Origin of the sequence: Zavarzinella formosa DSM 19928 (assembly GCF_000255705.1) — a bacterium.
In the GTDB taxonomy this organism is placed as follows: domain Bacteria; phylum Planctomycetota; class Planctomycetia; order Gemmatales; family Gemmataceae; genus Zavarzinella; species Zavarzinella formosa.
On record NZ_JH636442.1, the window covers coordinates 786089 to 797122 of the forward strand.

Sequence of the window (11034 nt, forward strand, 5' to 3'; positions counted from 1 at the left end):
TGGATATCAGGCTCATAACTTGTGGTGCAGTAGACTCAAAAAATGTGTTGCGCTTGCATTTAATTTGTGGCAGAGTGGCTTCACCAAGTCAACACATAAATTGCATGGAGGCAATATGTATAACTGGCAACTCGCCACCGACACGACGACATACGAAGGTGTTTCTCGCACCCTGAACGACGCACTTGATCGCATGACAAAGTACGCCAACGGGAAAACCGAACGCGACTTCCATGTCAACGGCCACCACATGAACGAGGAGTTCGGCCTGTGGATCAGCGGCGGCAAAGTGATCCATGACAATGGTGAAGAATTTGTGCCGATGAACGAGTGGTACGCCCGGCTCGGAGGCGGAGAGCCTTCGATGGACGGGGCTGACGTGCTGGCCGAGGCAACGGGTGTCATTGTAAAAGCATTCCGGCCCCAGCCGACGCGCGGATTGGTCCCGACAAACCCGGCGACTTTTGCCGGACGTGACGGAGGCCAGGCATGATCCGCACCCTCAATCACCCCGTCACGTTCCTGATTGTTCTCGGGCTGTTCTGCTGGCTGGCGGTCTGTAGCTGGCGGCATGCCCACCCGGTCGCGATGTCCGAGGGCGAGTTCGTGGAGATGAAGCTGGCCGAGTACCATCCACCAGACAGGGGTGTCGTTCAAGCAAGCCATCACGATTGAGGAGATGACTGGCTTTGCCTTGTGGCATGGGCCGCGGCGAAACACACGCCGAAGAGATGAGGAAAATATGTTTACACGCCCAGTACTCCTGAAGAAAAACAAAAGTATTTTGAAGTGCCCAAAATGTGGCAATAACAGGCGGTTTGAAGCCCATTCCGACCATTGCTGCGAGGATAGCTGTGACGTTTGGGTGGTGTGCAAATGCGGCTATGACCCAACCACAGAGTTATGGGGCTATCGGGTTGAATCCGTCATGGGTAGCCTTGACCTGAACGGAGTTCAAGAAGCTCTGCTCTATTCGTGGAACGAAGCCTTGCGTGAGCTTGAAAACAGACAAGCGAAGAATACTCCGAAAGTCGCAGAAAACATGTTGAACAAGCAAGGAGGCGATCTGTGAAAACAGCAATGATCGAAAGCGTGGCAGACACCATTGATTTCATTCAGGGACGTGTGGTTCGCGGTTGGAACGCCAAAGATGAGCACGAACGGAGCTTTGAGCTTTCGCAGGCGCACAACATGCTTAAAGAATTGAGCCTATCGATCCGTTGCGAAATATCTCGTCTTGAAGAGATTGAGGCCAAGCTTCGGCTGGTCAATAAGGAGTTGACCAAGTGACCAAAAATGAACTGATAGATGGTTGGGCGAGGGAGGATTGGCCCCACTACGTCAAAAGGCCAAAACTGCCACAGGGCTATGAGTGGGTGTGTCTGCGGCAAACGCCAGCGCAGGGGGACAGTCCGCGATTTTGGTGGATAAGGGTTTGCTGGGCCATGAAGGACGGGAAGAAGCGAATGCTCAGGCTTCCCGGCGAGCACTTCCTAACGCCGCAGGCGGCCATCGACTACGCGATGGGCGAGGTATTCCGCCACCAAGCAAAGAGGGCACCATGATGCGCCAACCAGACACGAACTCCTGTCTTGGTAAATGGCTATCCGTCATAGCGGTTATTGCCTTGATACTGTGGATTGGAGAGATGGTTTATGATTACAGCGTTTGTAATTACCGTGGAAAATTTTGGTTTGATTGTGAGGGAATATGACAAAACCAGATACGAGCATCATTACAACTAGCACATGGTGTATGACCATTTTTTCTTTAACTGTGTGCATTTTTGATCTTCATTCTTTTGCTGCTGGGATTTCTGCGGGGGCCACGATGGTTGGCTGGCTTGTGGATGTTAAAACCCACAAAGAGAAAGGCACAAAATGACCGATTCGCTGATTGAAAAACTGGAGAAAGGCAGCCCAAAGGGAAAATTTACTGCTCCCGAGCATGTCGGGTATGCGGCTGGCTACAAGGATGCGTTCGACATCGTTCGCCAGCATGAGGCCAACCATTTTCGTGACGTCGCGAAAATGGCTTCGAGCGAGCCTTCCATGGATATTTCTCGCTTCTCCGTGCTGGAGCAGTGTTACTGCATGAGCGACGCGCCGAGCGATGACTACCCGGAAGACAAAGGGGTTTGCCAATATTGCCAGATCAAGGCGTTGCTGCGCAGTTGCCCGAGTAAGAGGCCGGATGCCGCCAAACCTAAATCCGAGCATGCTTCAGGGAGCTACTTTCACCCCAATATCAAATCTTTCCACTTGGGAACTGAAGTTCTTTCCGACGAGGAAATGGTGAAGGCCACAACCGGAAGGGCGTCTCCATCGGATTACGGCATGGTTCAGGTCTATCCATCAAAGTCGGTCCAGCCTTCTTTGACCAAGCCTTCAGTATGCGATGGCACCATTTATGAAAATCCGATCATCGCCAACTCTGGTGACATTCCGATTGTCGATGAGGCAGAATTAAAAAAGCGAATGCTCAAGGCTGATATTCACTGCCCACAGTGTGCGGATATTGCTTTGGATGCTGTCCTCCCCTACCTCCGCACTCCCCAGTCCGACGAAATGCTGAAGGCCATTGGCCGCATGGAAGCTGGTGATATCTCGCCGGTGCCTGATGAAGAGCCAGAGCCAATGTCGAATTTTGTACGCAGCGTTGGCCTGACAGAAACCAAAGGCGAATGTCAGGAAGAAGCCAAAGAACTCGGGGTGCGAGTCCCCGGCGCTGCGCCACCACATCGGCCGGATGAATTGGACATAAAGAAGCTAATGGACGACGCCATTTGCGATGCGATGAGAAAGGCCATCCAGGACACCGTGAATTACACGAAGTTTGAATGCGAGACTAATGAACGCCGAAGTGACATTTACACGAACGCTGCGTTTGCAGATGTTCTTGGACATAAGATCGTCGATCTGGCATACGATGCTGTGCGCACGTATCTGAGGCCACTTGAGCGGGAATCGGGTGATGATATGGACAACAGTTCTTCGGTTGTTTTTGAAAGCGGCAGGCAGGATGCCGATAAGGAATGGCGCGAGAAGCTATACAAAAATGGCGGCAGGGAACTGATGGATTTGCTGCAAGGCCAATATAAGAAATCACACCTGCTGGAATTAATTGGATTCAACGTGTTTGAGGCGCTGAAAAGAGCAGAAGCTTTCATTTCTCGCTATGGTAATGGAGGTGAAACCGAAGGTTTCCGGCGAGATACGCTTTATGAAATACGCAATGCGATAACCGAAATAGAAGGTCAAAAACCATGACTTTCCAGCACATGCGGTTCAACCAAGCCCAAGAGGTGATTGTGCTTGACGCCAAGGGCGAATACGAGTGCCGAGGCATCATCGTCGGCCGCTCGAACTCCAAGCTCGGCATCACTTACGACGTCATGCCAAACAGGGCCGAGTCCATGAACAAGCGAATGTGCGGCATCCCGGAGTCGCGGCTGCGATGCATGGGCAAGCCGATTCTGGCATATGAGCGTAAGCCGGAAACAGAGGCAAGGCATATTCTCGACGAGGCGTAGCAAGGCACTTTCCCCAGGAAATCGCCCCGCGAAACACCCCGAGCAACCGGTCGGGCATCTGACTGTAGCTTCCAATTTTGGTTTGCGGATCGCTGGCCGACATGGTTCTCATCAAGCTCACATCATATTCGTGGCAAACCCTTCGATAAGTTGATTGACTGAAAACTCGATTTTCTGCCTTCGGCGCAGCAAGGTTCAGCACCATCCGCTAGAATAATCCCTACAGTTTATCCAGCCAGCATTCCCGAGGAGCATTGCATGAATCGCAGGGCCGAAGTCGCAATGGAGAAGCGTGGCGATGTGTCAATGTTCATGGTTCATCTGACTCGTGATGACCGAAATGTGCGGACGGAGGAACAGGGCGGTAGAAATGCCCTTGATAATTTCATCAACATTCTTGAGACCAGGACGATTTGCGCTCTTGGCATTCACTGTTATCACGGTGAATACCTGCGAAAACTCTCTGCCGAGGATCAAAAGCAGTTTCAGGTGTCCTGTTTCACGGAAACCCCCCTTGATCAGATTGCCAAATTGCTCAATGTGGGTTCCCGTAAAATTAACCTTGAGGCATTCGGCTTTGTATTTAAACGAGAGTTCCTTTACAGCAAGGGAGCTCAATCAGCTATCTATATCAACGACTATGGCCCGAATCAGTTGCGAGACGCGGTCAACTGCATCTATGAAATCGGCGAGAAGAATGGATTTGCTGGTCGTTCATGGCCATTGCTTCCGTTTGTCAACGTCATGCACAATGGACATGACTTCATGTGGGAGCGAGAATATCGAGTGCTGGGAGATGTTGTCTTTGAACTAGAAGATCTCGTTTGCGTAGTGCTTCCAGAAGATGAATACAAGCTTCGTGAGCGTTTGGGGCGAATGGGTATCGCCGCTATCGACCCGGCATGGGGTTTCGAGAAAGCTATCATGGAACTTGCTTCTCAGCAGTGTAAAACGAGGAAGGTTTGGAAGAAGCTCTCAACCGATGCCATGAAGTCAGAATCTTCTACAAAATGATATGCCGCCGAAGGAACGGATTTGCTCCTGCCATATGGCATCTCCAATCATTTGCTGCCCTCTCAAAACAAGCTCGGCTGCCGCAACTCGTTCGCCACCGCCTTCCTCATGCGTTCCACTTGCTCACGCTGGGCGTGCTCGTGCGGGTGCTTCGCCTCGGGCAATCGTTCAAGCAGAAACCTTATCGCGGCTGTCCTGGCTTCGGAGCGAGTCTCGAATAGCTCGTCCCATATGGAGGGGGCGTTGCCGTAGCCTTCGATTGGCGTTTGGAAGCCGCACCCGAAAGCGTGAAGCCCGTTCGCTGTCCCGATGGTTATCCACGCCTTGTAGCCGTCTCTGTCGTAGAGGATTTCTTCCGGTGCGTTGACGAAGACGCCGTTGGCATTGATCGCGTCACCCCAAATGGCTTTCAGTTCGGCTTGTGCCTGTTCGTCCCGCCAGTAGTGCTCGTACTTCTCGCGGATGGCGTCGGTTCGCTCGATCAATGAATCCAAGTCGATCATGCGGCCAAACCGAGGTGCTGCTCGACCTCCGCGACACGTTCTCCAATCCACCTCATCACCGGGACAGCCATCGAGTTTCCGAGCGATCTGTAACGGGGTCCGTCTGCGGCGAGCTTGCCACGGCTTGGAACCAGCGTGTAATCATCGGGGAAACCTTGAAGCCTTTCACATTCTCGCGGGGAGAGACGACGGACGGCCATAAGTTGCTGGATAAAGTTTTGTTGCTTCATCCCTGCATGAGCGGCCAAAGCACCGGCAATCTGGCCGTCGCCACCAATATATCTCAACTCGTCTCGCGTGTTTTGCTGGAATGCAACCGCCCCAACACCTATTCCTGCCCGCCCTCCATTGGGGGTCAGAATGGCATTGGCGATGCCATCTTGTCGGTATTCGAGATGATGGCTGTCTCCTCTCCCACGAATTGCCAGCGTATACGGCACGAGTGGCGTCCCCCTTCCCGTGCCGTCCTCGCTCGCGTCAAAACCTTCGCCCCGAAGGGCGTGGGCGATCAAGCCGCCGTCGAGGTCGAAGTCTGTGCCGAGACCGCCGCCCGCGTTTCTTCGTGCAGGGATCGTGGGAGCAAGCAGTGAGTGAGGCGTTCCCGCCCCGCGACTGCTTCCAGCGCCTGCCTCAAGAGTGGCGGCAATGATTTTCCCCGCTTCGCGGATCGGCGTAATATCCCCAAGCAGGCTTTCACGCTCAAAAAGTACCGCTGCGGGAGGTCGCCAGTCTCCAAGATATCCGACAACGAACACACGCCTGCGCCGTTGTGGCACTCCGAAATGTCTAGCGTCAAGAACCCGGTAGGCGAACCCATACCCGCATTCCGCCAGCCCTCCGAGGAAGGCAGCAAAAGCCCGTCCTGTGTCCTGTGACAGGACACCGGGGACATTTTCCCAAACCAGCCAGCGGGGCTGAAGCCTCTGAGCCAGCCGAATAAATTCAAGTGTGAGGTTGCCTCGCTCGTCAGCAAAGCCCTGGCGAAGTCCCGCGACTGAGAAGGCCTGGCAGGGGGTTCCTCCGACAAGAAGGTCAATTGGGTCATAGGTGTCCTTTCCGATGGTGGTGAAGTCCCCGTGGCACGGCACCGATGGGTAGTGGTGCTGGAGAACGGCACGGGGGAAGTTGTCGATTTCAGAGAAGAATGCCGGTTTCCACCCGAGGGGATGCCAAGCTGCTGTCGCGGCTTCGATGCCGGAGCAAACTGAGCCGTACTTCAAGCGGACAGCCTTTTTGCTTGAGCTAGACGGGCGAGTTCGGTCCCGATGGCCACTGCCGCGTCGCAAACATCATGATCGGTCAGAACTTGACCCATGAATTCATGGGTTGCGACGTAACGAATCTTAACCACATCTCCCTTGCTGTTTGTCGTGGCAAGGATGTCGGTAATGGTGCAGAGCCGGGGATTTTTTCCGCGTGACAGAAATTGATGGCCGATTTTGTATCGAGGAAGGCGGTCGCCTCGCTCTTGCGTTTTGATCGTAGATGTGGTTTCAGTTGTCATAATCGCAAACTCCATTTTGCGGTTGAGAGGTGGGAGGCGTTGATAGCGCCTCCCATTTCGTATCACGCGGCCACGCCGATGTCACGCGCTACTTGCTCCTCGGTAACGAGGACGATTTCCTCCGCGCGGACATACCACTGCTTGCTCCTCCCGTCGAACGAGTAGCCCGCCGCGAGCAGGCCCCGGCGGGTTTCTTCGGATGGCTTGCCGGTGAAGGTCATGGCGGTCGCGGAGGTGTGGCGAACGATGGCTTGAATGGTCATGTTGAGACTCCTTTTGGTTGTTAGGTTTTAGGAAGAGGCTTCTTGCCTCGCCCTGAAACCTAATGGTGGCCATAGCCTTGGCAGGGGAGCTTCGGGCAAGTCCGGCCGGGCGGCGATTTTGACTTCCGCGAGGAGGCCTTTAGGCCGGGGAAAATCGTTGACTGGACGCCCGCTTGGGCTTGGACTTGAGCGAAGCTGGGCAGCATGCCCTCTCTTGACCGCCGGTTAGGCGGAATCATTCGCTGGGGAAAATGACGAGTTGGTGTTTGACAGAGGGGACGGGAGTGCTTACGGTGACAGATATTTAACTGTCGTTGTGCAACCCTGTCAGCCAACGAAAACACACCAGCCCGCGAATTGGTTACGCGTGTGCCCGGCGAGCAAATCGAATCATTGTTCGTCGGCAAAAAATCATCACCGAGGAGTATTGATGTACCGTCCAGCCCTGCTGTTGGTGGCTTGCGGCCTATTTGCTTGCGAATTGGTTTTAGCCGCCGACGATGACTTGGTTGAGAAAAAGCTTACTGCCATGAAGACCGAGTACGAAAAGGGAGTGGCAAAGGCCCGGACGGGTTTGCTTGAAGACCTGAAAAAAAAGGAGGAGGCCGCGCAGAAAATGGGCGATCTCAAGAAACTTGAAATGGCCCAGGCCGAAGCCAAGGCGTTCGAGGATAGAAGGGAGTTGCCAAAATCAGTCCCAGTCAAAACCTACGAGACACAGCTTCGATCTGCCCGGTCGAAGCTAGAAGAAGCTTATGCGACGGCTGTCAGGGATTACACAAAGGGCGGTAAAATCGAACTTGCCAAGGCAGTCCAGCAGCAGTTGGAAGAGTTCAAGAGGACTAACGTACTTGGTAAGGGAGCGGTAGCTGACGACGGTTTTGGAGTCGGAACCAAATTGGTCGGCACAGGCAAGCGAAGTTGGTTGGGTGCCAACGGCAAGCGGGTTAACGAGGGATATGATTTGGAACTTGAGGTAACTAAACGGTCTGGCAAAGAATTCACTGCCCAAATGTGGGGGACGAATCGTAAGTCCGGCTTAGAGGTGGAAGGCGTGATCGAGAACGGGATCGTTAAGTTCAGTTCGACAAAGTCCCTTACAGAAGATGTGGCCACCATTGTTGGCCTACATAAGTTCACCGGTCGGTTTGAGAATGGGATGTTAAAAGGCACTTCTACCAAAAAGGGCGATGATTCCTACCGGGGCGAAATGGATCTCAAGCTCAAGACGAAATAACCGATTCATTCCCGCGATAACTGGGGCTTTCACGAACATGCGGGTCATTCACGGGTGTTGTGCTGCGGGCCTTTGGCGCCCCAACGGCTGAGAGGCGTGACTCACCTTGCGAGCAGTGGCCTTCTTTCTTCTCCTCGCCGCAGCGATTGAACACTGCCACAACTAATTCGTTCGTGCAACAAGTTCCGCGAGAGGTGGGCCAGAGGCGGCCGCTTGGCCGGTCGCCCTTGCGACGGAACCCGGAGGACAACCGACGGCGCAGCCGGCTCGCCCGATTACCTGAAGTGCCGCTATAATCCTCAGCGGAGGGCAACCGATGACCTTCACGGTTTGGCGGCAGAGGACTAAAGGGATGGCCACACGAAAAACCGGCTCCAGGCGGATTGTCGTTGACGGGGTCGAGTACCGGTGGCGAATCCGCAAACGCGGGACATACTCGCAGACAGGCTACGGATGCGGCAATGTGCATCTCACGGTCGAGTTGGCCGAACAGCCTGGCGCGATTTTGATGCTTTACACCGACCGCCCGCACCCGGCCGATTGGAGCACGAAGGTCGTTGTGCCGGTTCTGCCTTCTGACGTTGCGGCATGGGTTCGTGAAGCACTGGCTGCCGGTTGGATGCCAGCGCAACCGGGTTCTGAATTCGCCCACAGCCCGGTCAGTTCGGTAAAAAATCCTGACCCCGCTTAACGCGACACCCCGTTGCCTTTTGGCTCAACCCAGCGACCTGATCCTCTCCGCAATCACCGGCCTGACATTCCTATCCCCCGTCATCCAGTATCGGACAGACCGTGCGGAGACTGGCAATGCCCGAGCCAGCTTCGCCTGCCACTGCTTCCCGTAGAGTTTCTCACCGATGGAGCGGAGTTCATCGGGGGTCACGCTGCTGAATCCCTCGGTGGTTGCTCAAGCTGCACGAAGAAAGCCAAAGGCGAGAGCGCCATAGCGTCTATCGTCATCTGTTTCACCGCGTTTGAATAGCTCCTTATTGCCGCTAATATCAACGATTGGCGTACCTTCTGGGATATGCTCGTACCATTCAACGGGGTATAACCACAGAACATTGCCGTTTTCTGGTTCATCCCATTTTTGGCAGCCAATAGCCTTTAGTGTTTCCTCTGCCAGCGTTGGCAATTTAGTGAAATCCATAAGAGGCTTTGGCACTTGCAAGCCATCGGTACGCTCAAACTGTGGTGTCATTATCTGGACGGTCTCACCGGGCTTAACGCCTAATGCTTCGCGTAGCTGTTCTGCAAAGCTTGGATCATCCATGCTAAGGACAACATCGCATTTATCTTCAAAATTGGTCATTTCATTCACTCCTGAACATTTACATCATTTCACCGAGCCACATTGCCCATGCATGAGCCGAGATTGCCAGAACAAAGTTCCTCGGTCAAACGGTTTTTAATCGCACATTTCACGCAGATTACAATCCAGTTGCCGGAGTAATTTTTCATGTCTATAGTTCTGCAAACTTGCAGGACGTGCAATGATTCGCTTCCACGCCATCTCCAATGCGACTGCTGCCATTGCATATTTCTCAAAGAGCGATGGGTATTACGCCGCTGGGGACCTCCGTCAGGAATGGATGGGCCACGGAGCGGAACAACTCGGCCTGTCCGGAACTCCCGACTTCGAGCATTTCAAACGCCTGATCCACGGCCTCGATCCGCACACCGGCGAGCAACTCACCTCCAAGCTGATTGAGAACCGCATACCCGCATGGGACGTGACCGCCAGCATCCCAAAGGGAGTTACCCTCGCCTTGGAGAGCGGAGACACAAGGATTCAGGACGCCCTGTGGGAAGCCGCCCGCGAAACGATGTCCGACCTTGAGGGCCACGCCACCACGCGCGTGCGAAAGGGAGGCCAGCTTGACGACCGCCTGACCGGCAACCTCGTCGCCTTTGCCGTCGAGCATCCCGAGACCCGCCCGGCCAAGGCCGACAACATGCCAGACCCCGACAGGCATTTGCATTTGGTGGTCTTCAATGTCACCCGCGATCCCGTCGAGGACGAATGGAAAGCAGTGAAGTTCCGGCCCATCATGGATCTGCGCAAGCTCTTCGACCGCCAGTTCGACCTGCGGCTGTCAAGCAAGCTGACTGACTTGGGCTATGGCATCGAGACCAAGCGAAAGGAGGGCAAATACTACTCATGGGACATCAAGGGGATGCCCGAGTCCGCCGTCGCCAAGTTCTCCCGTCGCACGGCCGAGGTGGAGAAACTGGCCGCCGAATTGGGCGTGGGCAGCGCCACGGGGAAGGACAAGCTCGGCGCCACCTCCCGCCAGTTCAAGCGGAAGGACATGACGCTGGAGGATTACCGCAAATACTGGATGAGCCGCATCACACCAATGGAGGCCCACCAGATCGCCGGGGTCATTTCCGACGCCAACCTCGGCCTGAACCCGGAGCCCACAAACACCGCCGACAAGGGCGTCCAGTACGCCATCGAGCACCACTTCGAGCGTCAGTCGGTCATGAACTGGACCGACCTGGCGATCACGGCCATGGAGAGGTGCATGGGCGGGGCGACACCGGAGCAAATCGATCCGGAGGCCAGAAGGCAGGGCGCGTTATTAAAGGACGGCCAAGTCACCACCAAGGAAGTGCTGGCGGAAGAGAGCCGCATCATCGCGTTCGCCCGTGAGGGGAAAGGAACGATGCGGCCCTTGCAGTCCGGGCCTCGCGAAACACGAGGGGATGCGGTCGCTGCTGACCATGACCCTGCCACATCTATCGCCCTCGGTCAACAAAAAGGCCGCCCCGACGAATCGAAGCGGCCTCTCCGCACAGAATTGAGCGGACATACTGCCACACTTTCGCCAGAACAGCAAGCAGTTGTTTCGCACATCCTCGAATCACCCGACCGGCTCATCCTTGTTCGCGGGGCAGCAGGCACAGGAAAAACTTTTGCGATGAAAGTCACCCTAAATAGGTCCCGCCCTGCCCGAAAGTATCGGTGATTTTAGACA

16 protein-coding genes are annotated in these 11034 nt (G+C 54.7%); 11 read left to right on the plus strand and 5 right to left on the minus strand.

Features of this window, described 5'->3' with window-relative positions:
- The first annotated feature begins 115 nt into the window (after positions 1-115).
- The 8 genes from BGIM_RS0124675 to BGIM_RS0124710 all read left to right on the plus strand — a co-directional run bounded on the left by BGIM_RS0124675 (position 116) and on the right by BGIM_RS0124710 (position 4546).
- The gene (locus BGIM_RS0124675; protein WP_020472396.1) at positions 116-493 is read left to right on the plus strand and encodes a hypothetical protein; all 378 of its coding nucleotides are present in this window, start codon (positions 116-118) and stop codon (positions 491-493) included.
- Positions 490-675 carry a hypothetical protein gene (locus tag BGIM_RS0124680; protein WP_020472397.1) on the plus strand — a complete coding sequence of 62 codons (186 nt, stop codon included), beginning with the start codon at positions 490-492 and terminating at the stop codon, positions 673-675. The genes BGIM_RS0124675 and BGIM_RS0124680 overlap by 4 nt, the downstream gene beginning before the upstream one ends.
- A gap of 4 nt (positions 676-679) precedes the next feature.
- The gene (locus BGIM_RS63250; protein ID WP_157369384.1) at positions 680-1072 is read left to right on the plus strand and encodes a hypothetical protein; all 393 of its coding nucleotides are present in this window, start codon (positions 680-682) and stop codon (positions 1070-1072) included.
- A complete protein-coding gene (locus BGIM_RS0124690) occupies positions 1069-1290 on the plus strand; it encodes a hypothetical protein (RefSeq protein WP_157369385.1) in 222 nt (73 codons plus the stop codon). Before BGIM_RS63250 ends, BGIM_RS0124690 begins: the two co-directional genes overlap by 4 nt.
- The gene (locus BGIM_RS63255) at positions 1287-1565 is read left to right on the plus strand and encodes a hypothetical protein (RefSeq protein ID WP_020472400.1); all 279 of its coding nucleotides are present in this window, start codon (positions 1287-1289) and stop codon (positions 1563-1565) included. The genes BGIM_RS0124690 and BGIM_RS63255 overlap by 4 nt, the downstream gene beginning before the upstream one ends.
- Positions 1566-1880: 315 nt before the next feature.
- The gene (locus tag BGIM_RS0124700) at positions 1881-3269 is read left to right on the plus strand and encodes a hypothetical protein (RefSeq protein ID WP_020472401.1); all 1389 of its coding nucleotides are present in this window, start codon (positions 1881-1883) and stop codon (positions 3267-3269) included.
- Positions 3266-3532: a hypothetical protein gene (locus BGIM_RS0124705; protein ID WP_020472402.1), complete on the plus strand. Its 267-nt coding sequence runs from the start codon at positions 3266-3268 to the stop codon at positions 3530-3532. Before BGIM_RS0124700 ends, BGIM_RS0124705 begins: the two co-directional genes overlap by 4 nt.
- Positions 3533-3790: 258 nt before the next feature.
- Positions 3791-4546, plus strand: coding sequence for a hypothetical protein (locus tag BGIM_RS0124710; protein ID WP_020472403.1), 756 nt, complete (start codon positions 3791-3793; stop codon positions 4544-4546).
- A gap of 62 nt (positions 4547-4608) precedes the next feature.
- Here the strand turns inward: BGIM_RS0124710 and BGIM_RS0124715 are convergent, their stop codons facing one another.
- The 4 genes from BGIM_RS0124715 to BGIM_RS0124730 form a co-directional block, all read right to left on the minus strand.
- On the minus strand, positions 4609-5049 hold the full coding sequence (locus BGIM_RS0124715; protein ID WP_020472404.1) for a hypothetical protein: 441 nt from the start codon (positions 5047-5049) through the stop codon (positions 4609-4611).
- Positions 5046-6269 carry a DNA cytosine methyltransferase gene (locus BGIM_RS0124720; protein WP_020472405.1) on the minus strand — a complete coding sequence of 408 codons (1224 nt, stop codon included), beginning with the start codon at positions 6267-6269 and terminating at the stop codon, positions 5046-5048. Before BGIM_RS0124720 ends, BGIM_RS0124715 begins: the two co-directional genes overlap by 4 nt.
- The gene (locus tag BGIM_RS0124725; RefSeq protein ID WP_020472406.1) at positions 6266-6553 is read right to left on the minus strand and encodes a hypothetical protein; all 288 of its coding nucleotides are present in this window, start codon (positions 6551-6553) and stop codon (positions 6266-6268) included. The genes BGIM_RS0124720 and BGIM_RS0124725 overlap by 4 nt, the downstream gene beginning before the upstream one ends.
- Before the next feature lie 62 nt (positions 6554-6615).
- On the minus strand, positions 6616-6816 hold the full coding sequence (locus BGIM_RS0124730; protein WP_020472407.1) for a hypothetical protein: 201 nt from the start codon (positions 6814-6816) through the stop codon (positions 6616-6618).
- Positions 6817-7246: 430 nt separating this feature from the next.
- Here BGIM_RS0124730 and BGIM_RS0124735 point away from each other — a divergent pair, with 430 nt between their 5' ends.
- The gene (locus BGIM_RS0124735) at positions 7247-8053 is read left to right on the plus strand and encodes a hypothetical protein (protein ID WP_020472408.1); all 807 of its coding nucleotides are present in this window, start codon (positions 7247-7249) and stop codon (positions 8051-8053) included.
- Between the two features lie 352 nt (positions 8054-8405).
- Positions 8406-8744, plus strand: a complete 339-nt coding sequence (locus tag BGIM_RS0124740; protein WP_020472409.1) for a hypothetical protein — start codon at positions 8406-8408, stop codon at positions 8742-8744.
- Positions 8745-8960: 216 nt separating this feature from the next.
- Here BGIM_RS0124740 and BGIM_RS0124750 read toward each other — a convergent pair whose 3' ends face one another.
- Positions 8961-9365: a hypothetical protein gene (locus BGIM_RS0124750; RefSeq protein ID WP_020472411.1), complete on the minus strand. Its 405-nt coding sequence runs from the start codon at positions 9363-9365 to the stop codon at positions 8961-8963.
- A gap of 181 nt (positions 9366-9546) precedes the next feature.
- Between BGIM_RS0124750 and mobF the strand changes: the two genes are divergently transcribed.
- Positions 9547-11025: a MobF family relaxase gene (gene mobF / locus BGIM_RS52260; RefSeq protein ID WP_029630431.1), complete on the plus strand. Its 1479-nt coding sequence runs from the start codon at positions 9547-9549 to the stop codon at positions 11023-11025.
- Positions 11026-11034: the final 9 nt, after the last annotated feature.

Coding starts and splice junctions, on each gene's coding strand:
- BGIM_RS0124675 (WP_020472396.1), top strand. CDS start 116: ATGTATAACTGGCAACTCGCCACCGACACGACGACATACGAAGGTGTT.
- BGIM_RS0124680 (WP_020472397.1), top strand. CDS start 490: ATGATCCGCACCCTCAATCACCCCGTCACGTTCCTGATTGTTCTCGGG.
- BGIM_RS63250 (WP_157369384.1), top strand. CDS start 680: ATGACTGGCTTTGCCTTGTGGCATGGGCCGCGGCGAAACACACGCCGA.
- BGIM_RS0124700 (WP_020472401.1), top strand. CDS start 1,881: ATGACCGATTCGCTGATTGAAAAACTGGAGAAAGGCAGCCCAAAGGGA.
- BGIM_RS0124705 (WP_020472402.1), top strand. CDS start 3,266: ATGACTTTCCAGCACATGCGGTTCAACCAAGCCCAAGAGGTGATTGTG.
- BGIM_RS0124710 (WP_020472403.1), top strand. CDS start 3,791: ATGAATCGCAGGGCCGAAGTCGCAATGGAGAAGCGTGGCGATGTGTCA.
- BGIM_RS0124715 (WP_020472404.1), bottom strand. CDS start 5,049: ATGATCGACTTGGATTCATTGATCGAGCGAACCGACGCCATCCGCGAG.
- BGIM_RS0124725 (WP_020472406.1), bottom strand. CDS start 6,553: ATGACAACTGAAACCACATCTACGATCAAAACGCAAGAGCGAGGCGAC.
- BGIM_RS0124730 (WP_020472407.1), bottom strand. CDS start 6,816: ATGACCATTCAAGCCATCGTTCGCCACACCTCCGCGACCGCCATGACC.
- BGIM_RS0124735 (WP_020472408.1), top strand. CDS start 7,247: ATGTACCGTCCAGCCCTGCTGTTGGTGGCTTGCGGCCTATTTGCTTGC.
- BGIM_RS0124740 (WP_020472409.1), top strand. CDS start 8,406: ATGGCCACACGAAAAACCGGCTCCAGGCGGATTGTCGTTGACGGGGTC.
- BGIM_RS0124750 (WP_020472411.1), bottom strand. CDS start 9,365: ATGACCAATTTTGAAGATAAATGCGATGTTGTCCTTAGCATGGATGAT.
- mobF (WP_029630431.1), top strand. CDS start 9,547: ATGATTCGCTTCCACGCCATCTCCAATGCGACTGCTGCCATTGCATAT.